This window comes from Mycobacterium sp. NGS26, assembly GCF_059813025.1.
The window spans coordinates 19,943-45,670 of the sequence record NZ_JCALDU010000008.1; the positions used below are offsets into that span (position 1 = coordinate 19,943).

The following is a 25,728-nucleotide window of genomic DNA, read 5'->3' on the forward strand; positions in this document are numbered from 1 at the left end:
CCGTCAGCGCGACTTGCCCTGAATCTCAAGGAGTTTGGGCCGAACGTCGACCAGATAGACACCGGCCGCGCAGGCTGCGATCGCCATGCCGAGCACGCCGAAAACGAAGCTCAGGATCGATGTCAGCGCGACAGCCAGGCCGAGGATCACCAGCCACACCGGCTTGGTCAGCTTCTCGGCGGCGGTGTAGGCGTCGGGTCGCTGTAGCGCTGCGTGCACAAACGCGTACACCGTCGTAACCAAGACGGCGACCTGCAAGACCAACATGACGGTACCCACGAGGTGGTTCACGCCATAAGCGTATGCGGGCGGCGTCAAAAACGTCGACTCCGAGTTGCCCGGGGGCAACTCGGAGTCGAGTCTGCAGCTGGATCCGAGTTGCCCCCCCAGGGCAACTCGGGGCCTCGCTACTTCTGGGTGACCTTCTTGGCCGTCGACTTCTTGGCCGCGGCCTTCTTGGCCGGGGCCTTCTTCGCCGGCGCCTTCTTGGCCGCCTTCTTGGCCGGGGCCTTCTTCGCCGGCAGGTCGATGCCGACCAGCTTGGCCGCCCGCTCGCCGACCGCGCGGGTCTGCGACGCGACGGTGCCCAGGGCCTCCTGGGTCAGCTCGACGGCCTGGTCCACGCGACCCTGTGCGCGCGCCGACGCGTCGTCGAAGCCGGACTGGCTGCGCAGCCGCTCCAGGGCGGCCTCGCCCCGCTCGACCAGCTCGTTGTACCGGTTGGTCGCGGCCTCCACGTAGCCCTCGGCGGCCCGGCGCAGCTCGTCGGCGGTGAACCGCTCGCGCAGCTCGGTGAGCTGCTCGGGCAGGTCCTCCTGCAGCTTGGCCAGGCGGGCGCGCCGCTCCTCGACCCGGCTGCGGGTCTCGGTGCGGGTCTCCTCGGCACGCTCACGCAGGTTGACGATCAGGTCGTTGACCGTGGCCAGGGCCAGGTCGGCGGCGCCGAGCGCGGCAAGCAACGGGGCGCGCAAGTCGTCGATGTTGGGGTTTTCAGCCATTGTTTTCCCTTTCGTTATTTCTTTTCGTTATCGGCATTGCTGACGTATTGGAAGACGTGTGGAAGTTGAGCGGAACCTCCTGGTTGGTCGGGTCTTTGGCACCGAGATGCCTCCAGTCCGCGACTGGCCGGGAACGGTTTGGCCCCTTACTTTTGGGTAACCGAACGCCTCGCCGTGTACACGTCACCGGCGTCATCGGTGCGAGTGGCGGGGCCTTGCCGTGGTGGTTCGGCCCGATCAGTCGCTGTTGGAATCGGTCGGACACTCCTCTTGGATGGATTCGTTTTGTTGGGTGAATGACGCGTAGATGTCGAGCAGGATTTGCTTTTGCCGCTCGGTGATCGCGGTGTCGGTGATGATGGCGTCCCGGACCTGGCTGGCCTCGCTGGGCTCGAGGATCCCGGCGCGCACGTAGAGCACCTCGGCCGAGATGCGCAGCGCCTTGGCGATCTGGTTCAGGACGTCGGCGGACGGCTTGCGCAGGCCGCGCTCCACCTGGCTGAGATAGGGATTGCTGACACCGGACCGTTCGGCGAGTTGGCGCACCGAGACCTGGGCGTTCTCCCGCAGGTCGCGGATGAAGCTGCCGATGTCGGAGGCCACCTCGGAGGCCGCCGTCGACACCTTGGTGGAGAGCTTCTCCTCGGGTGCCATTGCGTGCTCCTGGGTCGGTGGTCGGTCGTGACGGCCACCAGACTACGGAGAAGTGCTTGCTTTTGCAAGCACTTGTTAGCACCGCTAGAAAAGCAGCTGCACCACCGTGTAGATCGCCAGGCCCGCCAGCGAGCCGACGACGGTCCCGTTGATCCGGATGAACTGCAGGTCACGGCCCACGTGCAGCTCGATGCGCCGGCTGGCCTCCTCGGCATCCCAGCGCTCGATCGTCTCGGTGATGATCGCTGTGATCTCCACCCCATACTGCGAAACCAGGTGCTGGGCCGCCCGGACTATCCAGTTGTCCACCTTGTCGCGCAGGTCGGCGTCGTCGCGCAGGGATTCCCCGACGAGAACCACCGTGTCGGCGATGCGGGTCCGCAGCGCGCTGGACGGGTCGTCGACGCCCTCGAGCACCAGCCGCTTCACCGTCCGCCACGCCGTCGCGGCGGCGTCGGCGATCTCGTCGCGGGCCATCAGCTGCTCCTTGACGGCCTCGGCGCGCGCGATGGTGTCCGGGTCGTGCTGCAGGTCGCTGGCGAACTCGAACAGGAAGCGCGTCGCCGAACGGCGCAACTCGTGGTCGGGGTTGCGGCGCACCTTGTCGGTGAAATCCATCAGCTCGCGGTGGATGCGGTCCCCGACGAGATGGTCGATGAACCGCGGCGACCAGCTGGGCGAGTCGCGCTCGACCACCCGCTGGATGATCTCCCCCGCGTTCAGCGACCACTGAAAAGCCCGGTCGGCGAGCAACTGGATCAACGCTTCCTGCCGGTTCTCGGCCAGCAGGGTGGCCAGCACCCGGCCCACCGGCGGGCCCCACTGGGGCTCGGCGATGCGGCGCACGATCATCCGGTCGATGACGTGCTGGACGTCCTCGTCGCGCAGCAGCTCCACCAGCACCCGCAGTACCGTCGCGGTCTCGCTGGCCACCCGCTCGGCGTGCGACGGCTCCGACAGCCACTTGCCGAGCCGGCTGGGCACCTGGGCGTCGCGCAGCTTGGTCTCCACCACGGGCGCCGACAGGAAGTTCTCCCGCACGAAGGTGCCCAGGCCCTCCCCGAGCTGGTCCTTCTTCCGCTTGATGATCGCCGTGTGCGGGATCGGTATGCCCAGCGGGTGCTTGAACAGCGCGGTGACGGCGAACCAGTCCGCCAGGGCGCCGACCATGCCGGCCTCCGCGGCGGCGCCGACGTAGCCGACCCACGCCCCGACGGCGTAGTGGCCCTGCGCCCACCGGCACGCGAGGAACACCCCGGTGGCACCGATCAGGAAACTCAGCGCGACGATCTTCATCCGGCGCAGCGCCACGCGCCGCTCGTCGTCGGCCACCGGGTCGGCCCCGGCGAACGATTCCGCGAAGGACGCGTGCGCCGGGGTCGGCGACGGTTTCGGGTTCGGCCGCCGCGTCGGCGGGCCCGGCGCATCGGCTCGGTGTGCCACCACACCATCATCTATGCCGCGGGCGATTAATGTGACCGCACTGGCCAGGTGCCCACAGGCCGTATCATCGAGGGCGTCTAGGGAACGGAATTCGGCGACAGTGACAGAGCAAATCCCGGCTGCGACCGCCAAGATGGATGGTCGCAAGCGGCGCTGGCATCAGCACAAGGTCGACCGCCGCAATGAGTTGGTCGACGGCACAATCGAGGCGATTCGGCAGCGCGGGCGCTTCCTGAGCATGGACGACATCGCGGCCGAGATCGGCGTTTCCAAGACCGTGCTCTACCGCTACTTCGTCGACAAGAACGACCTGACGACGGCCGTGATGATGCGGTTCACGCAGACCACGCTGATACCCAACATGGCGGCCGCGCTGTCGTCCAACCTGGACGGCTTCGACCTGACCCGCGAGGTCATCCGGGTCTACGTCGACACCGTGGCGAACGAGCCCGAGCCGTACCGGTTCGTGATGGCGAACAGCTCGGCCAGCCACAGCAAGGTGATCGCCGACTCCGAGCGCATCATCGCCCGGATGCTCGCGGTGATGATGCGCCGGCGCATGCAGCAGGCCGGGATGGACACCCGCGGCGCCGAGCCGTGGGCCTACCTGATCGTCGGCGGCGTGCAGCTGGCCACCCACTCGTGGATGTCGGATCCCCGGATGAGCCGCGACGAGCTGATCGACTACCTGACCATGCTCAGCTGGAGCGCGCTGTGCGGCATCGTCGAGGTCGGCGGATCACTGGAAAAGTTCCGCGAGGAGCCGCATCCCTCGCCGATCGTCCCGCCCCCGGCCGATGACTGAGCCGGGCGTGGCCTCGCGGCTGAGGTCGTGGGCATACGCGCTGCGCACCACCAACCCGCCCCCGGACGGGCCGGTCGACACCGTCACGCGGTGGCTGGTCGTCACCCGCGCGGCGGTGCTGCCGATGACGCTGGTGTCCGGCCTGGTGGCCGCGCTGCTCGCGGTCGGCAAGCCCGGCCTGGACTGGCGGTGGCTGGTGTTGGCGGTGCTCGGAATCACCTTGGCGCACACCGCAAACAACCTGATGAACGACCTCTACGACACCCGGGTCGGCACCGACAGCGCCAGCTACCCGCGCGCGCTGTACGCCCCGCACCCGGTGCTGTCCGGGCTGATCAGCCGGCGCACGCTGGGGCTGGCGATCCTGCTGGTGAACGTCGCCGACCTGGCGATCCTGGTCGCGCTGACGTGGGCCCGCGGCTGGCCCGTGCTCGCGTTCGCGCTCGGCGGGTTCGCCCTCAGCGTCGCCTACACGGCCCCGCCGCTGCGGCTGAAGAAGCGCGGCCTGGGCGAGCCCGACGTCTTCGTCGTCTGGGGTCCGCTGATGGTGTGCGGAACGTACTACTCCGCCGTCGGAGCGGTCGGCTGGGACGTCGTGCTGGCCTCGCTGCCCTACGGCTTGTTGTGCACGACTGTGTTGATGGGCAAGCACATCGACAAGATCCCCTACGACGAGCCGCTCGGGATCCGGACGCTGCCGGTGCTGCTCGGCGAGGCGCGCGCCCGCGTCGCGACGCTGGGCATGATGGTCGGCTTCTATGTGCTGGTCGCGGTGGCCGTCGCGGCGGGCGCGATGCCCTGGCCCGCGTTGGTGGTCGCCGCCGCGCTGCCCCGGCTGGCGAAGGTGTGGCCGTACTTCAGACGGCCGAAGCCCGCCGAGCCGCCGCCGAACTTCCCGGTGTGGCCGCTGTGGTATGCCGCGCTGGCGTGGGTGCACGTGCGGCAGGCCGGTGCGCTGCTGGTGGCCGGCCTCGCGATCGGCGCCGTGCTGCGGGTTTGGTGAGCCCGGCGCGCTGAATGCGACGCGCGCGATCGCGGCGGCTAGCATGCACTGAAACGGAAAGGCTCTGCCTCTATATGGCTGTGCAACTCACGCCGCATTTCGGGAACGTGCAAGCCCACTACGACCTGTCGGACGACTTCTTCCGGCTGTTCCTCGACCCCACCCAGACCTACAGCTGCGCGTACTTCGAGTGCGACGACATGACGCTGGAAGAGGCCCAGCTGGCCAAGATCGACCTGGCGCTGTGCAAGTTGGACCTGGAGCCGGGGATGACGCTGCTGGACATCGGGTGCGGCTGGGGCGCGACCATGCGGCGCGCCATCGAGACATACGACGTCAACGTCGTGGGCCTGACGTTGTCGGAGAACCAGGCCGAGCATGTCCGGAAGGGGTTCGACCGGATGGACACGCCCCGCTCGGCGCGGGTGTTGCTGGAGGGCTGGGAGAAGTTCGACGAGCCCGTCGACCGCATCGTGTCGATTGGCGCCTTCGAACACTTTGGCCGCCAACGGTATACGCGCTTCTTCGAGATGGCGTACCGGGCGCTGCCCGCCGCGGGCGTGATGCTGCTGCACACCATCACCCGCCCCACCTTCAAGGACGCCCGGGCCCGCGGCATGAAGTTGACGCACGAGATCGTGCACTTCACCCAATTCATCCTGGCCGAGATCTTCCCCGGCGGCTGGCTGCCGACCATCCCGTCGGTCGAGGAGCACGCGGGCGCGGCCGGCTTCGAGGTGACCCGGGTGCAGTCGCTGCAGCTGCACTACGCGCGCACCCTCGACGCCTGGGCCGCGGCGCTCGAGGCCAACCGGGCCCAGGCCGTCGCGACGCAGTCGCAGGAGGTCTATGACCGCTACATGCACTACCTGACCGGCTGCGCCAAGCTGTTCCGCGGCGGCTACACCGACGTCGCCCAGTTCACCTGTGAGAAGTAGCGACTACTTCACCAGGGTGAATTGTCCCACGCTGGTGATGCCCCGGCGGAAGAAGTCCTCGCAGCCCTGTAGGTAGCGCATGTAGCGGTCGTAGACCTCTTGCGACTGGGTGGCGACCGCCTCGTCCTCGTTGGCCGCAAGGTTGGCGGCCCACATGTTCAGCGTGCGCGCGTAATGCTCCCGCAGCAATTGCACTTTTTCCACCGAGAACCCGGCGCCCTGCGCACATTTGAAAATATCCTCCTGCGCCGGCAACTGCCCGCCCGGGAAAATTTCCGCGCCGATGAATCGCATGAATCGCACGTCGCTCATCGTGAGCTTGACGCCTTGCTCGTGCAGCTGTTTTTGGGTGTACGTCAAAATGGTGTGCAACAACATTCTGCCGTCGCGGGGAAGAAGGTCGTGGGCGCGTTCGAAAAACGCGGGCCAGCGCTCCGACTTGAACGCCTCGAAGGCGCCGATCGACACGATCCGGTCGACCTTGTCCTCGAACTCTTCCCAGCCCTGCAACCGCACCTCGACGTTGCGCCCGGTCGACAGCCCGGCCAGCTTTGCCTTGCTGTACTCGAACTGGTTGTGGCTCAACGTGATTCCGATGACGTTGACGTCGTACTTCTGGATCGCCCGTTGCAGCGCCCCGCCCCAACCGCAACCGACGTCGAGCAGCGTCATCCCCGGCTCGAGGTTCAGCTTTCCCAACGCCAGGTCGAACTTGGCGTTCTGGGCCTCCTCGAGCGTCATGTCGTCACGCTCGAAATAGGCGCAGGTGTAGCCCATCGTCGGGTCTAGGAATAATGCGAAAAATTCGTCTGAAACGTCGTAGATGGATTGGGACTCTTCGTAATACGGCCTCAATTGAGCCATGCTCTGCGAAATACCTCTCGTTGGTTGTCGCGAGTATGCTACCCGACGCCGAACCAACCGACGGACCGCGTCAGTACGAATAGAACCCCTGGCCCGATTTCTTGCCCAGCCGACCCGCCTCCACCATGCGCAGCAGCAGCGGCGGCGGACCGTAAAGGGGCTCCTTGAATTCCTCGAACATCTTGTCCGCGATCAGCTTGAGGGTGTCCAGCCCGACGAGGTCGGACAGCCGCAGCGGGCCCATCGGGTGCGAGAGCCCGGCGACGACGGCCTTGTCGACGTCCTCCACGGTGGCGAAACCCGCCTCGACCATCCGGATCGCAGACAGCAGGTAGGGCACCAGTAGCGCGTTCACCACGAAGCCGGACCGGTCGGAGCAGCGCACCACCTGCTTGCCCAGGACCGCGCTGGCGAACTCCTCGGCGCGGGTGGCCGCGGCGTCGTCGGTGACCAGCGTGCTCACCAGCTCGACCAGCGGCAGCACCGGGACCGGGTTGAAGAAATGCAGGCCCAGCACGCGTCGCGGGTTCTTGGTGGCCGCGGCGATCTTCATGATCGGGATGCTCGACGTGTTCGACGCCAGCACCGCGTCGGGGTCGGTGATGACCCGGTCGAGCTCGGCGAAGACCTTGGCCTTGACCGCCTCGTCCTCGACGATCGCCTCGATCACCAGCTGCCGGTCGGCCAGGTCGCCCAGGTCCGTGGTGAAGGTCAGCCCGTCCAGCGCGCGGTCGCGCTCCCGCTCGGTCACCTTGCCCGCGCTGACGCCGCGCTCCAGCGACTTGACGATGCGGTTGCGTCCGGCCGTGAGCAGCTCCTCGCTGGGCTCGTACACCGTCACGGCGACGCCGGCGCGGACCGCGACCTCGGCGATGCCGGACCCCATCTGCCCGGCCCCGATCACACCCACTCGCTGGATCACTGTGCCTCCTCACATGCGCGAACAGACGCAAAAGCACCTCATTTCGGGCGGAAAAGGGTGCTTTTGCGTCTGCTCGGCAGACTAACTCAGTGGAACTGGCCCTCTTCGGTCGAGCCGGTCAGGGCGGTCGTCGACGAGCTCGGGTCCACCGTGGTGGCGATCCGGTCGAAGTAACCGGCGCCCACCTCGCGCTGGTGCTTGGTCGCGGTGTAACCCCGCTCCTCGGCGGCGAACTCGCGCTCCTGCAGCTCGACGTACGCGCTCATCTGGTTGCGGGCGTAGCCGTAGGCCAGGTCGAACATCGAGTAATTCAGCGCGTGGAAGCCGGCCAGCGTGATGAACTGGAACTTGAATCCCATTGCGGCAAGCTCCTTTTGGAACTTGGCGATGGTGGCGTCGTCGAGGTGCTTGCGCCAGTTGAACGACGGCGAGCAGTTGTAGGCCAGCATCTGGTCGGGGAACTCCGCCTTGACGCCCTCGGCGAACTTCGCGGCCAGCTCCAGGTCCGGCGTGCCGGTCTCCATCCAGATCAGGTCGGAGTAGGGGGCGTAGGCCCGGGCCCGGGCGATGCAGGGCTCGAGGCCGTTGCGCACCCGGTAGAAGCCCTCCTTGGTCCGCTCGCCGGTGATGAACGGCTGGTCGCGCTCGTCGACGTCAGAGGTGATCAGCGTCGCGGCCTCGGCGTCGGTGCGGGCGATCACCACCGTGGGCACGTCGGCCACGTCGGCCGCCAGCCGGGCCGACGTCAGCGTGCGGATGTGCTGCTGGGTCGGGATCAGCACCTTGCCACCGAGGTGGCCGCACTTCTTCTCCGAGGCCAGCTGGTCCTCCCAGTGCGAGCCCGCGACGCCCGCGGCGATCATCGCCTTCTGCAGCTCGTAGACGTTGAGCGCGCCGCCGAAGCCGGCCTCGCCGTCGGCGACGATCGGCGCCAGCCAGTTCTCCACCGACCGGTCGCCCTCGACCTTGGCGATCTCGTCGGCGCGCAGCAGCGCGTTGTTGATTCGGCGGATCACCTGCGGCACCGAGTTGGCCGGGTACAGGCTCTGGTCGGGATAGGTGTGGCCGGACAGGTTGGCGTCGCCGGCGACCTGCCAGCCCGACAGGTAGATGGCCTTCAGGCCGGCGCGCACCTGCTGGACGGCCATGTTGCCGGTCAGCGCGCCCAGCGCGTTGATCCACTCCAGGTCGTGCAGCTGCTCCCAGAGCACCTCGGCGCCGCGGCGGGCCAGGGTGTGCTCCTCGACCACGCTGCCCTGCAGGGCGACGACGTCCTCGGCGGTGTAGGTGCGGCTGACGTTCTTCCAGCGCGGGTTGGTGTCCCAGTCGTGCTGGATCTGCTCGGCGCTCTTCGGGGTGCCAACGACAGACATTGGGTTAACTCCTTTGCAAACGGTGAACGGTTGACGCCACTCCGCCGTCCGGCGGTAGCTGGAGGCTCAACTTCACTGGCGTGCTAACTCGACCTTGGCACAGCGGGTTCGCCCTGGTCCACCCGTTTCATTTGCCAATTTCCGCAACGAGTTTCGTCGAATTTGCAAATCTTGCGAAGCCGCGTAGGAACTTAACCGTTTCAGAAGCTACCGGCCGGTAACCGCAACGCCGCAGGTCAAGACGGAAAATTGAGCAAGCCGCTTAGCGCCCCGTTTGGCCTACAGGGAGAAGAGCGCGGCGACGGCTTTGGTCTCGTCGCCGACGGCGTATGTGAGGGTTGTAACAGTGCGATCGGTCAGCCCGGGGCCGAACTGGTCGGTGGAGCCGGCCGGGTGAATGTGCGAGATGATCTCGAGCTTGTCGCCCAGGGCGACCGGCGCCTCGTGCTCGATGGTGGTGCGCAGCGGCACCTGCAGCAGCTCGGGATGCGAGGCCAGGTAGTCCTCGACCACGCTCCAGTACACCGAGTTGTTCATGTGGTCGAACAGGTCGATGTCGGTGACCCGGACCGGGAACTCGTGGATCTCGGTCGCGTCGTCGCGGCTGCCCGGCTTCAGGTAGCCCTTCCAGCGCAGCCGATCGATAGACGTGGTCTTGTGCAGGCCCGCCAGGAAGTCGTCGGCGATGCGCGCGGGCATCTGGGTCTCCCGGTTGATGTTGATCCAGAACGCCTCGGACTCGATCAGGCCGCCCTTGCGCCCGTCGATGCGGACCCGCATCTCGCACCACCGGTTCGAGGTGCCCGAGCACCAGCGCCGGCAGCGCAGCATGTCCTGGAATTCGATCGGGCGGATCAGGTCCACCATGGTGCGCCGGACGATCCACAGCGGGTGGGTCTCCTCGAAACCCATCTCGCGCAGCTGGTCCTGGCCGATGTCCTGGATGTGCCGGCAGGCCGCGTCCAGCCGCAGCCGGCCGGTGCGGTCGATGTCGCCGACCCGCAGCGGCCATTCGCGATCGAATACATCCGGGTGGCCGTCGGGCACCGGCATCATTGTCTTGTCCAGGCTCACGGCTTCGCTCCCCGTTCCCTCCGCATCGGTATCCCAGGTTAACCCCGGGCGCCGCTGCGCATGATGCCAAATGGCAACTTCAAAACGCCAATCGCGATCGGATCGCGCCGTCGTGCCAACTCTGCCAACGGCGTCTTCGCAGGTGCGGGTACGCTCGGTCGGGTGCCCAAGACATTCGTCGGCTCGCGCGTTCGCCAGTTGCGCAGCGAGCGCGGGTTCAGCCAGGCCGCGCTGGCCCAGATGCTGGAGATCTCGCCCAGCTACCTCAACCAGATCGAGCACGACGTCCGGCCGCTGACGGTGGCCGTGCTGCTCCGGATCAGCGAGGTGTTCGGGGTGGACGCGACCTTCTTCGCGCCCCAGGACGACACCCGGCTCGTCGCCGAGCTGCGCGAGGTGACGATGGACCGCGACCTGGGCATCGACGTCGAGCCGCCCGAGGTCGCCGAGATGGTGAACGCGCATCCCGCGCTGGCCCGCGCGCTGGTCAACCTGCACCGGCGCTACCGGATCACCACCGCGCAGCTGGCCGCGGCCACCGAGGAGCGGTTCTTCGACGGCAGCGGCACCGGGTCGATCACCATGCCGCACGAGGAGGTGCGCGACTACTTCTACGAGCGGCAGAACTACCTGCACGAGCTGGACACCGCCGCCGAGGAGCTGACCACCCAGATGCGCCTGCACCACGGCGACCTGGCCAGCGAGCTGACCCGCCGCCTCACCGAGGTGCACGGCGTGCACATCAACCGGCGCATCGATCTCGGCGACACCGTGCTGCACCGCTACGACCCGCAGACCAAGACGCTGGAGATCAGCAGTCACCTGGCGTCGGGGCAGCAGGTGTTCAAGATGGCCGCCGAGCTGGCCTACCTCGAGTTCGGCGACCTGATCGACAGCATGGTCGAGCAGGGCAAGTTCACCAGCGACGAGTCGCGCACGCTGGCCCGGCTGGGGCTGGCCAACTACTTCGCGGCGGCCGCGGTGCTGCCGTATCGCCAATTCCACGACGTCGCCGAGAATTTCCGCTACGACGTCGAACGGCTGTCGGCGTTCTACTCGGTGAGCTACGAGACCATCGCGCACCGGCTTTCGACGCTGCAGCGGCCGTCGATGCGGGGCGTGCCGTTTTCGTTCATCCGGGTCGACCGCGCAGGCAACATGTCAAAGCGCCAGTCCGCCACGGGTTTTCACTTCTCCTCGAGCGGCGGCACCTGCCCGCTGTGGAACGTCTACGAGACGTTCGCCAACCCGGGCAAGATCCTGGTGCAGATCGCCCAGATGCCCGACGGCCGCAACTACATGTGGGTGGCACGCACCGTGGAGCGCCGCGCCGCGCGGTATGGTCAGCCGGGTAAAACCTTCGCGATCGGGCTGGGCTGCGAACTGCGGCACGCGCACCGGCTCGTCTACTCGGAAGGACTCGACTTGTCGGGAGACGTGGCGACGCCGATCGGCGCGGGTTGCCGGGTGTGCGAACGCGACAACTGCCCGCAGCGGGCGTTCCCCGCGCTGGGGCGCGCGCTCGATCTCGACGAGCACCGCAGCACCGTGTCGCCCTACCTGGTGAAGCAGCCGTGACCGCGGCGCACGACGGTCAGGCCGATCACACCGGCCGCATCCCGCCGGGCCGGTTCCGGGAGCTGGGCCCGATCAACTGGCTGATGGCGAAGCTGGCCGCGCGCCGGATGCGGGTGCCGGAGATGCACCTGTTCACCACCCTGGGGCAGCGCCAGCTGCTGTTCTGGACCTGGTCGATGTACAGCGGGCGGCTGCTGCGGGGGCGGCTGCCGGCGGTCGACACCGAGCTGGTGATCCTGCGGGTCGCGCACGTGCGCGGGTGCGAATACGAGCTGCAGCACCATCGCGGGATGGCGCGCAAGCAGGGACTGGACGACGACCTGCAGGCCGCCATCTTCGCCTGGCCCGACGGCGGCGAGGCACTCACCGAGCGGCAGCGGGCGCTGCTGGCGGCCACGGACGAGTTCGTCCAGGACCGCACGGTCACCGACGCCAGCTGGCAGCGGCTGGCGGCTCACCTGGATCGGCGCCAGCTGATCGAATTCTGTTTGCTCACAAGCCAATACGACGGGCTGGCCGCGACCATGGCCGCGCTGAACATCCCGTTGGACAGGCCGGGCTAGCTACAGGTAGACGTCGGCCAGCACGGCCAGCGTCAGCGCCACCGGAAGGACCGGCAGCGCGAAGGCGAACGCCGCCCACAGCCGTTTGCCGCGCCGGCGCAGCCACAACCCCCACAGCGCCGCGCCGGTTCCCAGCACCACCGAGATCAGCAACACCAGCGGGCCCCACCGGCCCGCCGTCGCGTTGTCCCCGATCGAAATGGCGATCAGCCACAGCACATACCCGACGACCACCCCGCCGATCGCGCCGACGACGGTCTCGCTGGTGATGCCGGTCATGCTCAGAAGTTGATCATGTGGCCGGTCAGGCCGTGGAAGCACTCCTGCAGCGCCTCCGACATCGTCGGATGGGTGTGCACGTTGCGGGCCAGCTCGGTGGCCGTCAGGTCCCACTTCTGCGCCAGGGTCAGCTCCGGCAGCAGCTCGGAGACGTCGTGGCCGATCAGGTGCCCGCCGAGCAGCTCGCCATGCTTGGCGTCGGCGACCAGCTTGACGAAGCCGCTGGGGTCGCCGACGCCGTGGGCCTTGCCGTTGGCGGTGAACGGGAACTTGGCCACCACCACGTCGTGGCCCTCGTCGCGGGCCTGCTGCTCGGTGAGCCCGAAGCTGGCGACGTTGGGCTGGCAGAACGTGGCGCGCGGCAGCATCCGGTAGTCGCCGAGAGCCAAAGTCTCTGCGCCGGCGATGGTTTCGGCCGCAACCACACCCATGGCCTCGGCGACGTGGGCCAGCATCAGCTTTCCGGTGACGTCGCCGATCGCGTAGATGTGCGGGACGCTGGTGACCATGTAGTCGTTGACGCCGATGGCCTTGCTGTCGGTGAGCGCGACGCCGGCCGCCTCCAGGCCGTAGCCCTCGACGTTGGGCGCAAAACCGATGGCCTGCAACACCTTTTCGGCCTTGAGCTCCTCGGCGTTCCCATCCTTGCTGACGGTCACCCGCACCACCGCGCCGTCGTCGGAGATGGACTCGACCTTGGTTCCCGTCAGCACCTTGACGCCCAGCTTCTTGAACTGCTTCTCGATCTCCTTGGACACTTCGGCGTCCTCGTTGGGCAGCGCCCGCGGCAGGAACTCGACGATGGTGACGTCGACGCCGTAGTTCTTCAGCACATAGCCGAACTCCATGCCGATGGCCCCGGCCCCGGCGATGATGATCGACGCCGGCAGCTCGCGGGTCAGGATCAGCTCCTCGTAGGTGACCACGTTGGCCGACAGCGACGTTCCCGGAACCAGCCGGGTGCTGCTGCCGGTGGCGATGATGGCGTTGTCGAACGTGACGGTCTCGGTGCCCCCGTCGTTGAGATCCACCGACAGCGTTCGGGGGTCGGTGAACCGGCCGTACCCGTGGATCTCGGTGATCTTGTTCTTCTTCATCAGGAAGTGCACGCCGGCGACGCGGCCCTCGGCCACCTTGCGGCTGCGGTCGAAGGCGACCCCGTAGTCGAAGGTCGCCTCGCCGCCGATGCCGAAGGCCTTGGCCTCCTTGGTGAAGATGTGAGCGAGCTCGGCGTTGCGCAGCAGCGCCTTGGACGGGATGCAGCCGACGTTGAGGCAGACGCCGCCCCAGTACTTCGGTTCGACGATTGCGGTGTTCAAGCCCAGCTGCGCGGCACGAATCGCTGCGACATAACCGCCGGGGCCGGCCCCGAGCACGACGACGTCATAGTGGGTCACGGCCCCAGACTAGTGGGGCCGCCCCAACCCCGCGGCGCCGAGTGTGGGCCGTAGGTATGCGAACTGCCTTCGACTCGTCCATAGGCCACACGGTCGCGGCTCGGATCAGTACGGGATGACGCCGATCAGGCAGTGGCCCACCCGCTCGCAGTAGTAATAGCCGTACAGCGGGGCGGCGGCCGCGACGGACGCGAACGGCCCGGACATCACCGCGATCGACAGCGCCGAGATCAACGGCCTGCCCTGCACCATCGCCAGCAGCACGCCGCCGACCACGCAGGCGACGACGTAGACCAGCACCATGAAGACCGGCAGCGTCTTGTCGATGGTGTGATACCACCAATAGAAGAGGCTCAGCCCCACCTCACCGGTGACGACCCACACGCCGAGGATCACCAGCACCAACTTCCACCACTTGAGGTATTGGTAGCGGCCGGGCACGGTGACCGGCGGCGCCGGCGTCGCGGGCGCCTCGGGCTCCGCCCCCTCCTCGGGCGCCGACGGCTCCGCCGCGGGCGGCTCGGGTTTGTCGGCGGCCCCAGCGGATTGGGCGATCGGCTGCGCGCCGCTGTCGTCGTCGGAGTCGCCGAAATCCGGCACGAACGCCTCGGTGCGCGGGTGGGTGTCGCGGTCCTCGTCGGGCAACTCAGGCACCGGCGGCCACCCGCAGAGCGACGAGGGCGCCGAACCAGCCCGGCGCCACCGCCAGGATGAACGCGCCGACCATGGTGACCCAGCGACGCCCGGACAACACGATCGTCACCAGCCCGATCAGGCTGGGCACCCCGACCACCAGCGCGATGGCGACGTCCGGGCGAATGCTGGCGTGGACCGCGACGGCGAACGCCACCCCCGCCAGCAGCCCGACCGCGCTGCCGACCAGCATGGCGCCGGCCAGCAGCCAGGGACGTGGAAGCGGGATCACGGTGACGACCTTACTGCGATTCCCGACCCCCAACGGGGCACGTTTCCGGCGCGGCCGCCGAGTTCAGCTCCACCACCGCGCCGCGCACCGGCGGGCGTTCGCCGCGCTCGTAGGCCGCCCCGGTGATCACGGGAGTGCCTTGCAGTTCGGCCTTTTCGGCGTCGGCCAGCACCCGGCCGCGGGACAGGAACCGCACCCCCTCGGGCGCCTCGAGGCTGAAGCCGCCGCCGCGGCCGGGCACCACGTCGATGACCAGCTGGGTGCGCTTGTCGCCCCGATAGTGGGCGTCGTACTGCGGGCCGGAAATCCACACCGGAACCCCGTCGGAGTCGTCGCCCACGTCGAGCACGCCGAGCAGCACGTCGCGGTCGCCGACGATGAAGTCCCCGCGCGGGTAGCACATCGGCGAGGACCCGTCGCAGCAGCCGCCGGACTGGTGGAACATCACCGGGCCGTGCCGATCCTGCAGCCGCGCCAGCAGTTCGGCGGCCGCAGCGGTCAGCACAACTCCTGATGGAGGCCCGAGACCCATCTAGAAGAACCCCTGCGCCTTCTGCGAGTAGGACACCATCAGGTTCTTGGTCTGCTGGTAGTGGTCGAGCATCATCTTGTGGTTCTCCCGGCCGATGCCCGACTGCTTGTAGCCGCCGAACGCGGCGTGCGCCGGGTACACGTGGTAGCAGTTGACCCACACCCGGCCGGCCTGGATGTCGCGGCCGGCCCGGTAGGCGGTGTTGCCGTCCCTCGACCACACCCCCGCGCCCAGGCCGTAGAGGGTGTCGTTGGCGATCGAGATCGCGTCGTCGTAGTCGGAGAACGACGTCACCGCCACCACCGGCCCGAAGATCTCCTCCTGGAAGATCCGCATCTTGTTGTTGCCGGCGAAGATCGTCGGCTGCATGTAGAAGCCGCCGGACAGGTCGCCGCCCAGCTCGGCGCGCTCCCCACCGGTGATGATCTTGGCGCCCTCGTCCTTGCCTATCTCGATGTAGGACAGGATCTTTTCCATCTGGTCGTTGGACGCCTGCGAGCCCAGCATCGTCTCGCTGTCCAGCGGGTCGCCCTGCCGGACGGCCTTGGTGCGGATCGCGGCCAGCTCGAGGAACTCGTCGTAGATGTCGGCCTGGATCAGGCTGCGGGACGGGCAGGTGCACACCTCGCCCTGGTTGAGGGCGAACATGGTGAACCCCTCCAGCGCCTTGTCCTGGAAGTCGTCATGGGCGGCCATCACGTCGGAGAAGAAGATGTTGGGGCTCTTGCCGCCGAGCTCCAGGGTGACCGGGATCAGGTTCTGCGACGCGTACTGCATGATCAGCCGCCCGGTGGTGGTCTCCCCGGTGAACGCCACCTTGGCGATCCGGTTGCTCGACGCCAGCGGCCTGCCGGCCTCGGCGCCAAACCCGTTGACGACGTTGACCACGCCGGCCGGCAGCAGGTCGGCGATCAGCGACATCAGGTAGAGCACCGACACCGGGGTCTGCTCGGCGGGTTTGAGCACCACCGCGTTGCCGGCCGCCAGCGCCGGCGCCATCTTCCAGGAGGCCATCAGGATGGGGAAGTTCCACGGGATGATCTGCCCCACCACGCCCAACGGCTCGTGGAAGTGATACGCGACGGTGTCGGAGTCGATCTGCGACAGCGAGCCCTCCTGCGCGCGGATCGCCGCCGCGAAGTAGCGGAAGTGGTCGGCGGCCAGCGGGATGTCGGCGGCCAGCGCCTCGCGGATCGGCTTGCCGTTGTCCCAGACCTCGGCGACGGCCAGCGCGGCCGTGTTCTCCTCGATGCGGTCGGCGATCTTGTTCAGGATCGCCGCCCGCTCGGCGGGCGCCGTCTTGCCCCACGCCGGGGCCGCGGCGTGCGCGGCGTCCAGCGCCTTGTCGACGTCGGCCTCGTCGGAGCGGGCCACCTCGCAGAACGTCTGGCCGGTCACCGGCGTCGGGTTCTCGAAGTAGCGGCCGCCCGCCGGCGCGACCCACTGGCCCCCGATGAAGTTGTCGTACCGGGATTCGTATGACATCAATGCCCCGGCGGCGCCCGGACGTGCGAAAACAGTCATCTGCTCTCACTCCTGTTCTGTCCTTGTGCGATGTAACTCACACTACCGCCGGGTCCACAATGGGCTCCATGACTTCCGAGGCCGCCGCCGGCGCCGACATGACCGACGACCCGTACCTGTGGCTCGAGGAGGTCACCGGCGACGCGGCGCTGGACTGGGTGCGGGCCCGCAACGAGCCGACGCTGACCGAATTCTGCGACGCGTCCTTCGAGCGGATGCGCGCCGAGGCGCTCGAGGTGCTCGACACCGACGCGCGAATCCCCTACGTCGTGCGCCGCGGCGAGCACCTGTACAACTTCTGGCGCGACGCCGCCAACCCGCGCGGACTGTGGCGGCGCACCACCCTGGACAGCTACCGCACCGACGCCCCCGAGTGGGATGTGCTGATCGACGTCGACGAGCTGGGCCGCGCCGACGGCGAGAAGTGGGTGTGGGCCGGCGCCGGCGTCATCGAACCCGAATACACCCGCGCGCTGATCGGCCTGTCCCCCGGCGGCTCGGACGCGTCCGTCGTGCGCGAATTCGACATGGCGACAAGGCAATTCGTTGACGACGGGTTCGCGCTGCCCGAGGCCAAGTCGCAGGTCGCCTGGGCCGACCCGGACACCGTGCTGGTGGGCACCGATTTCGGTCCCGGCTCGCTCACCGAATCGGGCTACCCGCGGGTGATCAAGCGGTGGCGGCGGGGCACGCCGCTGGCCGACGCGCAGACCGTGTTCGAGGGCACCGCTTCCGACGTCCGCGTCTCCGCCTCGGTGGACCGGACACCCGGCTTCGAGCGCACCCTGCTGGGCCGCGCTCTCGACTTCTGGAACGACGAGATCTACGAGCTGCGTGGCCCGGAGCTGATCCGCATCGACGCGCCCACCGACGCCGGCGTGTCGGTGCACCGCGAGTGGATACTGATCGAGCTGCGCAGCGACTGGTACTTCCGCGACGCGGTGTACGCCGCGGGTTCGCTGCTGGCCGCCGACTACGACGAATTCCTCGCCGGCACGGCGCAATTGCGGGTGGTGTTCGAGCCCGACGGGCACACCGCGCTGAACCACTACGCGTGGACCAAGGATCGGCTGCTGATCGTCACCCTGGCCGACGTGGCCAGCCGCGTGGAGATGGCCACGCCCGGCGAGTGGCGGCGCGAGCCGGTGCCGGGCATCCCGCCCGCCACCAACACCGTCGTGGCCGCCGCCGACCACACCGGCGACGAGTTCTTCCTCGACTCCAGCGGATTCGTCACGCCGTCGCGGCTGATGCGCGGCGCCGGCGACGGGAAACTGGAGCCGATCAAATCCGCGCCGGCGTTCTTCGACGCCGAAAACCTATCCGTGGCACAGTATTTCGTGACGTCGGACGACGGGACTTCGATCCCCTACTTCGTGGTGCGGCCCCGCGACGCCGACGGCCCGGGCCCCACCCTGCTGAGCGGCTACGGCGGGTTCGAGGTGGCCAGGACGCCCGGGTACGACGGCGTGTTGGGCCGGCTGTGGCTGGCCCGCGGCGGGACCTTCGTGATGGCGAACATCCGCGGCGGCGGCGAGTACGGGCCCGGCTGGCACACCCAGGCGATGCGCGAGGGCCGGCACAAGGTGGCCGAGGATTTCGCCGCGGTGGCAACCGATCTGGTGAGCCGCGGCGTCACGACCGTCGAGCAGCTCGGCGCCCGCGGCGGCAGCAACGGCGGGCTGCTGATGGGCATCATGCTCACCCAGTACCCGGAGAAGTTCGGCGCGCTGGTGTGCGACGTGCCGCTGCTGGACATGAGGCGCTACCACCTGCTGCTCGCGGGCGCCTCCTGGGTGGCCGAGTACGGCGACCCGGACAACCCGGACGACTGGGCGTTCATCTCGAAATACTCGCCGTACCAGAACATTTCGCCGGCACGACGGTACCCGCCGGTGCTGTTCACCACGTCCACCCGCGACGACCGGGTACACCCGGGCCATGCCCGCAAGATGGCGGCGGCGTTGCAGGCCGCCGGCCACAAGGCGTGGTACTACGAGAACATCGAGGGCGGGCACGCCGGCGCGGCCGACAACGAGCAGGTCGCGTTCAAGTCGGCGCTGAGTTTCTCGTTCCTGTGGCGGATGCTGGGAGGCCAACCGTGAAGATCCTCGACGTCATCGAACTCGGCCTGATCGTCGCCGGGCTGGTCCTGATCCTCGCCGGTTGGGCGCAGTCGCGGTTTCGCTTCATCGCCGACCGTCGCAAGGGCCGCTACTTCTACTGGGGGGTGTCGGCCCTGGGCATCCTCTTTTTCGCCTTCGGCACCGGCCAACTCTGGCCGAACGGTGTCATGACGACGCTGATCTTCGGCGCCATCGTCGTGCTGACGGCCTACCTGACGACGCCCTACCTGAAGATCGGTGACCGGATTTACGCGTCGGACCCGGAAAACCGCGAACCCGATCCGCCCGCCGAACAGCCCTGACCGACACTTGGCGCTATGAAACAGCCAGACTTCGAGACGCTGCTGTACAGCACGGCCGGACCGGTCGCCACCATCACGCTGAACCGCCCGGACCAGCTCAACACGATCGTCCCGCCGATGCCCGACGAGATCGAGGCGGCGGTGGGGCGCGCCGAGCGCGACCCCGACATCAAGGTCATCGTGCTGCGCGGCGCCGGCCGCGCCTTCTCCGGCGGCTACGACTTCGGCGGCGGCTTCCAGCACTGGGGCGATGCCATGATGACCGACGGCCGGTGGGACCCGGGCAAGGATTTCGCGATGGTCACCGCCCGCGAGACCGGGCCGACGCAGAAGTTCATGGCCATCTGGCGGGCGTCCAAGCCGGTGATCGCCCAGGTCCACGGCTGGTGCGTGGGCGGGGCCAGCGACTACGCGCTGTGCGCCGACATCGTCGTCGCCAGCGAGGACGCGGTGATCGGCACCCCGTACAGCCGGATGTGGGGGGCCTACCTGACCGGGATGTGGCTGTACCGGTTGAGCCTCGCCAGGGCGAAATGGCACTCGCTGACGGGCCGGCCGCTGACCGGCGTGCAGGCCGCCGAGGTGGAGCTGATCAACGAGGCGGTGCCGTTCGAGCGCCTCGAGGCGCGGGTCGCCGAGATCGCCACCGAGCTGGCCCGCATCCCGCTGTCCCAGCTGCAGGCGCAGAAGCTGATCGTCAACCAGGCCTACGAGAACATGGGCCTGGCGTCGACCCAGACGCTGGGCGGCATCCTCGACGGCCTGATGCGCAACACCCCCGACGCGCTCGACTTCATCAACACGGCCCAAACCCAGGGTGTGCGGGCCGCGGTCGAGCGCCGCGACGGCCCGTTCGGCGACTACAGCCAGGCCCCCGCCGAGCTGCGGCCGGACCCGTCGCACGTCATCGTCCCTGATAGCGGTGCTTAGTAAGCTAGGTTACGAATTTTCGATCCGCTGTTCGCGGGACCCGGGAAAGTGCTACCGTAGCCTCTATGTCTCGGCTCAGCACCAGCCTGCGTGCAGGCACCATGTTCCTCGCCCTGGGCGTCGCCGCTGCGATTTTCCCGACGACCGCCACGGCCGATTCCACCGAAGACTTCCCGATCCCGCGCCGGATGATCAACACCACCTGCGACGCGGAGCAGATCCTGGCGGCCGCCCGGGACACCAGCCCGGTGTACTACCAGCGCTACATGATCGACTTCGACAACCACCCGAACGTCCAGCAGGCGACGATCGACAAGGCGCACTGGTTCTACTCGCTGTCGCCGGGGGACCGCAGGAACTATTCCGAGAACTTCTATGCGCCCCAGGGCGATCCGCTGTGGGAGGCCTGGCCCAACCACATGAAGATCTTCTTCAACAACAAGGGCGTCGTCGCCAAGGCCACCGACATCTGCAACCAGTACCCGCCCGGCGACATGTCGGTCTGGGACTGGGCCGAGCCAACTGGTCCGCCTGGGTGGCCTGGACCTCCCAAGGGTCGGGTGCAGTAACGCGGAGTCGCGGCCGCTCGAGTCAGCGCCGGCCGGAAAAGTACTTCTGGTAGGCCTCCGCCGCCGCGCGCAACTCGGGGTCGGCCGCAAACTTCGGCTCGAACTTCGCCCACGCCGCCGCGCGCTTGGCGGGGAGGTACTCGGTGGGCCAGTACGGGTGCTCCTGCGGCCGGTAGTCCCGGAGCACGCGGCGGGCCACGGTGGCCTTGTGCACCTCGTCGGCGCCGTCGGCGAGGCCCATCGCCGGCGCGCCCGCATACATCGCCTGCAACGGGGTGAGGTCGGTGGTGCCGAGTGACCCGAGGATGTGCAGGGCGTTGAACGACACCTCGCGCAGCACCCTGGCCATCGTGAACTTGACGGTCGCGATGTCGGTGCGGGCGTCCTTGGTGCTGGAATTGTCGATCTTCCAAGCGGTTTCGAGCACCAACAGCCGCAGCATGCGAATCGCGGCGTAGGAGTCGGCGATCCTCTCCTGCACCATCTGGTGTTCGGCGATCACCTTGCCGTGCGACTCCCGCGACAGCGCCCGCTCGCACATCATGTCGAACGCCAGCTTGCACTGGGCGATGGTGCGCATCGCGTGGTGGATGCGCCCGCCGCCGAGGCGGCGCTGCGCCAGGGTTTTCGCCCCGTCCTCGGGGCCGAGCAGGTGGTCGAGCGGAACCCGGACGTCCCGGTAGACGATGTGGTTGTGGTTGCGCGGCTCCGGCTGGATCTCCACCCCCGGCGTCTTGCGCGGCACGACGAACATGCCGTTGGTGCACATGACGAAGAGGATGTCGGCGACGCGGCCCGCCGACGTGAACCACTTCTCCCCGTTGATGACCCACTCGTCGCCGTCGCGCACGGCGCGCGTCTTGAACAGGTTGGGGTCGGACCCGCCCTGGGGCTCGGTCATCGAGTAGGCCGAGAACATCTCCTGGTCGAGCAGCGGCCGCAACCAGCGCCGCTTCTGCTCCTCGGTGCCGTAGGCGGCGAGCATCTCGATGTTGCCGGTGTCGGGGGCGGCGGCGCCGAACATCTGCGGGGCGGCCGGATAGCGGCCGATGACCTCGTTCAGCAGCGCCAGCTTGAGCTGCCCGAAGCCGGGGCCGCCCAGTTCCTTGTCGAGGAAGATCGCCCACAGCCCCTGGTCCTTGATCTGCTGCTGCAGGCCCCGGACGTAGGCCTTCACCGCGGGGTCGGGCGAGCGGACCGCGTAGGGGAACACCAACCCCAGCGGCTCGATCTCCTCGCGGCAGAACTCCTCGACCCAGTCGAGCTTGCGCTGAAAGTCCGGATCGGTCGAGAAGTCCCACGCCATGGTGGTCTACGTTCTGCTATGCTGGCGACGCTGTCAATGCAAGGATCAGCGCGCCTGTACCACCCCGCCCGCCGGGCGCTCGTCGGCGTCCTTGAGGAGCAAATCGCGCACGGCGGGACGCGGTCCGTACGGTCGCAGCATGGTACTGGCCGGCCGTGGACGCACGTGCTGCGGCCACCAGAACCAGCGCCCGAGCAGGGTGGCCAGCGACGGTGTCATGAACGCTCGCACGACCAGGGTGTCGAACAACAAACCCAGCGCGATCGTCGTACCCACCTGGGCCATCACCAGCAGCGGGCTGAACATGAACGTGGCCATGGTCGCGGCGAACACCAGACCGGCGGAGGTCACCACCGAGCCCGAACCGGCCATCGCGCGGATCGTCCCCGTTCTGAGCCCCGCGTGGATTTCCTCCTTGAACCGCGATATCAGCAGCAGGTTGTAGTCCGAGCCGACCGCCAGCAGCAGGATGATCGCCATTGCCAGCACCATCCAGTGCAACTTCATGCCCAGGATGTACTGCCATAGCAGCACGGAGAGTCCGAACGAGGCGCCCAGTGACAGCAACACCGTACCGACGATCACAAAGGCGGCCACGGCGCTTCGGGTGATCACCAGCATGATGATGAAAATCAGTGTGGCTGCGGCAATTCCGGCGATCAGCAGGTCGATGTTGGAGCCGTCGTGCATGTCCTTGTACGTCGCGGCGGTGCCGCCGAGGTAGACCTTGGCGCCCTCCCAGGGCGTGCCCTTGATCGCCTCGTGCACGGCCTGCTTGATCGGTTCGATGTGTTTGATGCCTTCAGGACTCGCCGGGTCGCCCTCATGGGAGATGATCAACCGGACGGCGTGGCCGTCGGGCGAGATGAAATTTTTGAGACCCCGGGCGAAGTCCGGGCTCTTGAACGCCTCCGGCGGAAGGTAGAACGTGTCGTCGTTCTTCGCCTTGTCGAAGGCATCGCCCTGGGCGGTGGCGTTGTCGGCCTGCGCCTTCGCCTGGTCGTTGAGACCCTGTGTGATCGCATAGTTCGACATGATGGTGTCGAGGTTGTGCTGCTGACTCTCGATCTGCGGCGGGATCAGCGCCACCAGCTGCGGCTGGATCCGATCCAGCTTGTCCAGGTTCGCGCTGAGCTCCACGATGTTCTCGGCCACCTGGTCGATGCCGTCGAGCGCGTTCAGGACCGACCGTAGCGCCCAGCAGACCGGAATGTCGAAACAGTGCTTCTCCCAATAGAAGTAGCTGCGGATCGGCCGGAAGAAGTCGTCGAAGTTGGCGATGTCGTCGCGCAACGCCTCAGTGATCCGCACGGTTTCCTTTGTGAGCCTGGTGGTTTCGTGCGTCGTGTTGCTGAGGTCCTGGGTCACCTGCATCTGCTCACGCAGCGTTGCCATCGTCTTGCGCAGCTCGTCCGCCTGCTTGAGCAGGTTTGCCGCCTGCTCCTCCTGATAGTGCTGGGTCTGGATCCGCCCTGCGGCTTGTGCACTCATCTGGAAACCGAGGGTGCTGTGGTCGAGCGGCGTGCCCAACGGCCGGGTGATGGTCTGGACCCGGCCGATGCCGGGGATGTGGAACACCGCCTTGGCAACCTTGTCCAGGACCAAGAAATCGGCCGGGTTACGCAGGTCGTGATCGGTCTCGATCATCAACAGCTCAGGATTGAGCCGGGCCTGGTCGAAGTGCCGGTCCGCGGCGGCATAACCGACATTGGCCGGGGTGTCCGCCGGCAGGAAGTGGCGGTTGTCGTAGTCCGTCTTGTAACCGGGCAGGGCGAGCAGACCAACCAGCGCGACCCCGACCGTCACCGCGAGAACCGGTGCGGGCCAGCGGACGACCGCGGTGCCGATGCGACGCCAGCCCCGAGTCTGCAGCTTTCGCTTCGGATCCAGGAGCTTGAAGAATGACGCCACCGTCAGGATCGCCGGAGCCAGCGTCAAGGCCGCGAGCACCGCGACAAGCATGCCGACCGCACAGGGCACCCCCAGCGACTGGAAGTACGGCAGCCGGCAGAAGCTCAGGCAATACATCGCGCCGGCGATGGTCAGGCCCGATCCCAGCACGACGTGCGCGGTGCTGTGGAACATGGTGTAGAACGCTTGTTCGCGGGTCTCGCCCAGACCACGGGCCTCGTGATAGCGCCCGACCACGAAGATCGCGTAGTCCGTCCCGGCGGCGATCGCCATAAGCACCAGCATGTTGTTGGCGAAGGTCGACAGCCCCATGACGCCGTAGTTACCGAGCGTCGCGACGACACCGCGGGCAGCCGCCAGCTCGATGAACACCATCCCCAGCATGATCAGCATGGTGACGAACGAGCGGTAGACGAACAACAGCATCAGCACGATGACAAGGAAGGTGACGAGCGTGACCGTCGCGACGCCCTTCTCACCCGCGTGGGACTGATCGGCGAACAGCGGACCCGCCCCGGTGACGTAAGCCTTGATTCCCGGCGGCGCGGGCACCGAGTCCACGATCTTGCGGACGGCCAAGGCGGACTCGGTCGCCTGCCCGCCGCCCATGTTGCCGGTGAGGTAAACCTGGACGTACGCGGCCTTCTGATCGTGGCTCTGGGAACCCGCCGCCGTCAGCGGATCGCTCCAGAAATCCTGGACGTGCTGAACGTGTTTCTTGTCTTGCTCGACGCGCCTGACGATCTCGTCGTAGTAGCGGTGCGCTTCCGGCCCGAGTGGCTTGTCGCCCTCCAGCAGGATCATGGCCGAGTTGTCGGAGTTGAACTCTTTGAACGTCGATCCGACCTTCATCATCGACTGAAAGGATGCCGCGTCGGTCGGACTCATCGACACCGAGTGGGTTTTGGCGACGACCTCCAGCTGCGGGGCCACGGTGTTGGTGACGAAAACGATGCCCAGCCACACCAGCACGATCGGCAGGGCCAGCCGATGGATCATCCGCGGCAGGAACGGCGGGATCAGCGGCTGATCGACGCGCGGCGGAGCCTCGCCCGGCTCGCTCATGCGGACTTGTCCAGGCAGTAGACGAAGGCGTTCACGGTTTGATTGGGATCCGACCGATTCGGGGTCTTGATGACGTCACCGCTCCCGTCGTGCTTGTTCACCACGAACTGGCAGGCGATCCAACTGCCGTCTCCTTGCGCCACCAGGTTTGCCGGGATGCCGGGCTTGGTCGAACTCAATACCTTGCTCCAGGGCAGGGGCACGTTGAGGGCCTGCTGCGGGTGGGAGTTCTCGTCGAGGTAGTTGATGGTTGCCGTGCTGCCCGGCGGGCCCCAGACCTGGAGCGTGATCGTCTTGGCGTTGAACTCGTCGAGGACCTCGCCCGAGGTGCCGCCACCGAACGAACCGCGGTGAACGCCGAAGACGCCGTGCAGCCGGTACACCACGAATCCCGATACCGCGACGACAGCTGCGATCGTGAGCACCAGCCAGAAACGGCTCAGCAACCCCTTCTTGGTGCGCTGCGGGGCGACCTTGTTGCCCTCGCCGCCGGCGGAGTCCTGCTTCCTCAGCGGCTCGGTCCTTGGCTCAGTCGTCGTCATGGGCGCTTCAAGTCCTCCCCCACGGGCCGAAACATTAGTTGGCCTAAGCGTAACCCTAGCGATGACCCTCTTGAACGCGTTGGCCACCGCACTGCCCCCCGAGCG

General features: G+C 67.5%; 25 protein-coding genes and 1 pseudogene. 9 read left to right on the top strand and 17 right to left on the bottom strand.

Annotated elements, in window-relative coordinates:
- Positions 1-3: 3 nt before the first annotated feature.
- The 4 genes and pseudogenes from AC5Y6X_RS22810 to AC5Y6X_RS22825 form a co-directional block, all read right to left on the bottom strand.
- The gene (locus tag AC5Y6X_RS22810; protein ID WP_499989432.1) at positions 4-291 is read right to left on the bottom strand and encodes a DUF2516 family protein; all 288 of its coding nucleotides are present in this window, start codon (positions 289-291) and stop codon (positions 4-6) included.
- Positions 292-407: 116 nt separating this feature from the next.
- The gene (locus tag AC5Y6X_RS22815; RefSeq protein ID WP_324682008.1) at positions 408-998 is read right to left on the bottom strand and encodes a heparin-binding hemagglutinin; all 591 of its coding nucleotides are present in this window, start codon (positions 996-998) and stop codon (positions 408-410) included.
- A gap of 233 nt (positions 999-1,231) precedes the next feature.
- Positions 1,232-1,652: pseudogene (locus tag AC5Y6X_RS22820) on the bottom strand (helix-turn-helix domain-containing protein); the annotation flags it as partial.
- A gap of 84 nt (positions 1,653-1,736) precedes the next feature.
- A complete protein-coding gene (locus AC5Y6X_RS22825; protein WP_499989433.1) occupies positions 1,737-3,098 on the bottom strand; it encodes a DUF445 domain-containing protein in 1,362 nt (453 codons plus the stop codon).
- A gap of 97 nt (positions 3,099-3,195) precedes the next feature.
- Between AC5Y6X_RS22825 and AC5Y6X_RS22830 the strand changes: the two genes are divergently transcribed.
- The 3 genes from AC5Y6X_RS22830 to pcaA all read left to right on the top strand — a co-directional run bounded on the left by AC5Y6X_RS22830 (position 3,196) and on the right by pcaA (position 5,841).
- Entirely contained in the window at positions 3,196-3,900 is a 705-nt protein-coding gene (locus tag AC5Y6X_RS22830; protein ID WP_324682011.1) for a TetR/AcrR family transcriptional regulator, read from the top strand.
- Positions 3,893-4,903: a prenyltransferase gene (locus AC5Y6X_RS22835; RefSeq protein ID WP_499989434.1), complete on the top strand. Its 1,011-nt coding sequence runs from the start codon at positions 3,893-3,895 to the stop codon at positions 4,901-4,903. Before AC5Y6X_RS22830 ends, AC5Y6X_RS22835 begins: the two co-directional genes overlap by 8 nt.
- A gap of 74 nt (positions 4,904-4,977) precedes the next feature.
- Positions 4,978-5,841, top strand: a complete 864-nt coding sequence (gene pcaA / locus AC5Y6X_RS22840) for a cyclopropane mycolic acid synthase PcaA (protein ID WP_499989435.1) — start codon at positions 4,978-4,980, stop codon at positions 5,839-5,841.
- A gap of 3 nt (positions 5,842-5,844) precedes the next feature.
- Here the strand turns inward: pcaA and AC5Y6X_RS22845 are convergent, their stop codons facing one another.
- The 4 genes from AC5Y6X_RS22845 to AC5Y6X_RS22860 form a co-directional block, all read right to left on the bottom strand.
- Entirely contained in the window at positions 5,845-6,705 is an 861-nt protein-coding gene (locus tag AC5Y6X_RS22845; RefSeq protein ID WP_499989436.1) for a cyclopropane mycolic acid synthase family methyltransferase, read from the bottom strand.
- A gap of 70 nt (positions 6,706-6,775) precedes the next feature.
- Positions 6,776-7,627 carry a 3-hydroxybutyryl-CoA dehydrogenase gene (locus AC5Y6X_RS22850; protein WP_499989437.1) on the bottom strand — a complete coding sequence of 284 codons (852 nt, stop codon included), beginning with the start codon at positions 7,625-7,627 and terminating at the stop codon, positions 6,776-6,778.
- A gap of 86 nt (positions 7,628-7,713) precedes the next feature.
- Entirely contained in the window at positions 7,714-9,000 is a 1,287-nt protein-coding gene (gene aceA / locus AC5Y6X_RS22855) for an isocitrate lyase (protein WP_499989438.1), read from the bottom strand.
- 279 nt (positions 9,001-9,279) lie between these two features.
- Positions 9,280-10,074, bottom strand: a complete 795-nt coding sequence (locus AC5Y6X_RS22860) for an acyl-ACP thioesterase domain-containing protein (RefSeq protein ID WP_324682019.1) — start codon at positions 10,072-10,074, stop codon at positions 9,280-9,282.
- Between the two features lie 162 nt (positions 10,075-10,236).
- Between AC5Y6X_RS22860 and ramB the strand changes: the two genes are divergently transcribed.
- Together ramB and AC5Y6X_RS22870 are read left to right on the top strand one after the other, a co-directional pair.
- Positions 10,237-11,652, top strand: coding sequence for an acetate metabolism transcriptional regulator RamB (ramB, locus tag AC5Y6X_RS22865; RefSeq protein ID WP_324682020.1), 1,416 nt, complete (start codon positions 10,237-10,239; stop codon positions 11,650-11,652).
- 83 nt (positions 11,653-11,735) lie between these two features.
- On the top strand, positions 11,736-12,215 hold the full coding sequence (locus AC5Y6X_RS22870; RefSeq protein WP_499989670.1) for a carboxymuconolactone decarboxylase family protein: 480 nt from the start codon (positions 11,736-11,738) through the stop codon (positions 12,213-12,215).
- Here AC5Y6X_RS22870 and AC5Y6X_RS22875 read toward each other — a convergent pair whose 3' ends face one another.
- From AC5Y6X_RS22875 to exaC, 6 genes are all read right to left on the bottom strand, one after another.
- A complete protein-coding gene (locus AC5Y6X_RS22875) occupies positions 12,216-12,494 on the bottom strand; it encodes a hypothetical protein (RefSeq protein ID WP_499989439.1) in 279 nt (92 codons plus the stop codon). It lies immediately after the preceding gene.
- Between the two features lie 2 nt (positions 12,495-12,496).
- On the bottom strand, positions 12,497-13,891 hold the full coding sequence (gene lpdA, locus AC5Y6X_RS22880; RefSeq protein WP_499989440.1) for a dihydrolipoyl dehydrogenase: 1,395 nt from the start codon (positions 13,889-13,891) through the stop codon (positions 12,497-12,499).
- Positions 13,892-13,996: 105 nt separating this feature from the next.
- A complete protein-coding gene (locus AC5Y6X_RS22885; RefSeq protein ID WP_499989671.1) occupies positions 13,997-14,536 on the bottom strand; it encodes a hypothetical protein in 540 nt (179 codons plus the stop codon).
- A gap of 1 nt (position 14,537) precedes the next feature.
- Positions 14,538-14,816, bottom strand: a complete 279-nt coding sequence (locus AC5Y6X_RS22890; RefSeq protein WP_499989441.1) for a putative holin — start codon at positions 14,814-14,816, stop codon at positions 14,538-14,540.
- A 10-nt stretch (positions 14,817-14,826) separates the two neighbouring features.
- A complete protein-coding gene (locus AC5Y6X_RS22895) occupies positions 14,827-15,348 on the bottom strand; it encodes a DUF779 domain-containing protein (RefSeq protein ID WP_499989442.1) in 522 nt (173 codons plus the stop codon).
- The gene (exaC, locus tag AC5Y6X_RS22900) at positions 15,349-16,872 is read right to left on the bottom strand and encodes an acetaldehyde dehydrogenase ExaC (RefSeq protein WP_499989443.1); all 1,524 of its coding nucleotides are present in this window, start codon (positions 16,870-16,872) and stop codon (positions 15,349-15,351) included. It lies immediately after the preceding gene.
- 98 nt (positions 16,873-16,970) lie between these two features.
- Here exaC and AC5Y6X_RS22905 point away from each other — a divergent pair, with 98 nt between their 5' ends.
- From AC5Y6X_RS22905 to AC5Y6X_RS22920, 4 genes are all read left to right on the top strand, one after another.
- Positions 16,971-18,977 carry a prolyl oligopeptidase family serine peptidase gene (locus AC5Y6X_RS22905; protein ID WP_499989672.1) on the top strand — a complete coding sequence of 669 codons (2,007 nt, stop codon included), beginning with the start codon at positions 16,971-16,973 and terminating at the stop codon, positions 18,975-18,977.
- Between the two features lie 2 nt (positions 18,978-18,979).
- Positions 18,980-19,300: a hypothetical protein gene (locus AC5Y6X_RS22910; RefSeq protein ID WP_499989673.1), complete on the top strand. Its 321-nt coding sequence runs from the start codon at positions 18,980-18,982 to the stop codon at positions 19,298-19,300.
- A 15-nt stretch (positions 19,301-19,315) separates the two neighbouring features.
- Positions 19,316-20,230 carry a crotonase/enoyl-CoA hydratase family protein gene (locus AC5Y6X_RS22915; RefSeq protein ID WP_499989444.1) on the top strand — a complete coding sequence of 305 codons (915 nt, stop codon included), beginning with the start codon at positions 19,316-19,318 and terminating at the stop codon, positions 20,228-20,230.
- A 65-nt stretch (positions 20,231-20,295) separates the two neighbouring features.
- Positions 20,296-20,799, top strand: a complete 504-nt coding sequence (locus AC5Y6X_RS22920; protein ID WP_499989445.1) for a DUF5078 domain-containing protein — start codon at positions 20,296-20,298, stop codon at positions 20,797-20,799.
- Between the two features lie 22 nt (positions 20,800-20,821).
- Here the strand turns inward: AC5Y6X_RS22920 and AC5Y6X_RS22925 are convergent, their stop codons facing one another.
- From AC5Y6X_RS22925 to AC5Y6X_RS22935, 3 genes are read right to left on the bottom strand one after another with little or no spacing between them, the layout of a single operon-like run.
- Positions 20,822-22,105 (bottom strand): acyl-CoA dehydrogenase family protein, encoded by a 1,284-nt coding sequence (locus AC5Y6X_RS22925; RefSeq protein WP_499989446.1) that lies wholly within the window; start codon positions 22,103-22,105, stop codon positions 20,822-20,824.
- Positions 22,106-22,150: 45 nt separating this feature from the next.
- Positions 22,151-25,081 (bottom strand): MMPL/RND family transporter, encoded by a 2,931-nt coding sequence (locus AC5Y6X_RS22930; RefSeq protein ID WP_499989447.1) that lies wholly within the window; start codon positions 25,079-25,081, stop codon positions 22,151-22,153.
- On the bottom strand, positions 25,078-25,623 hold the full coding sequence (locus tag AC5Y6X_RS22935; RefSeq protein ID WP_499989448.1) for an MmpS family transport accessory protein: 546 nt from the start codon (positions 25,621-25,623) through the stop codon (positions 25,078-25,080). Before AC5Y6X_RS22935 ends, AC5Y6X_RS22930 begins: the two co-directional genes overlap by 4 nt.
- Between the last annotated feature and the right edge of the window lie 105 nt (positions 25,624-25,728).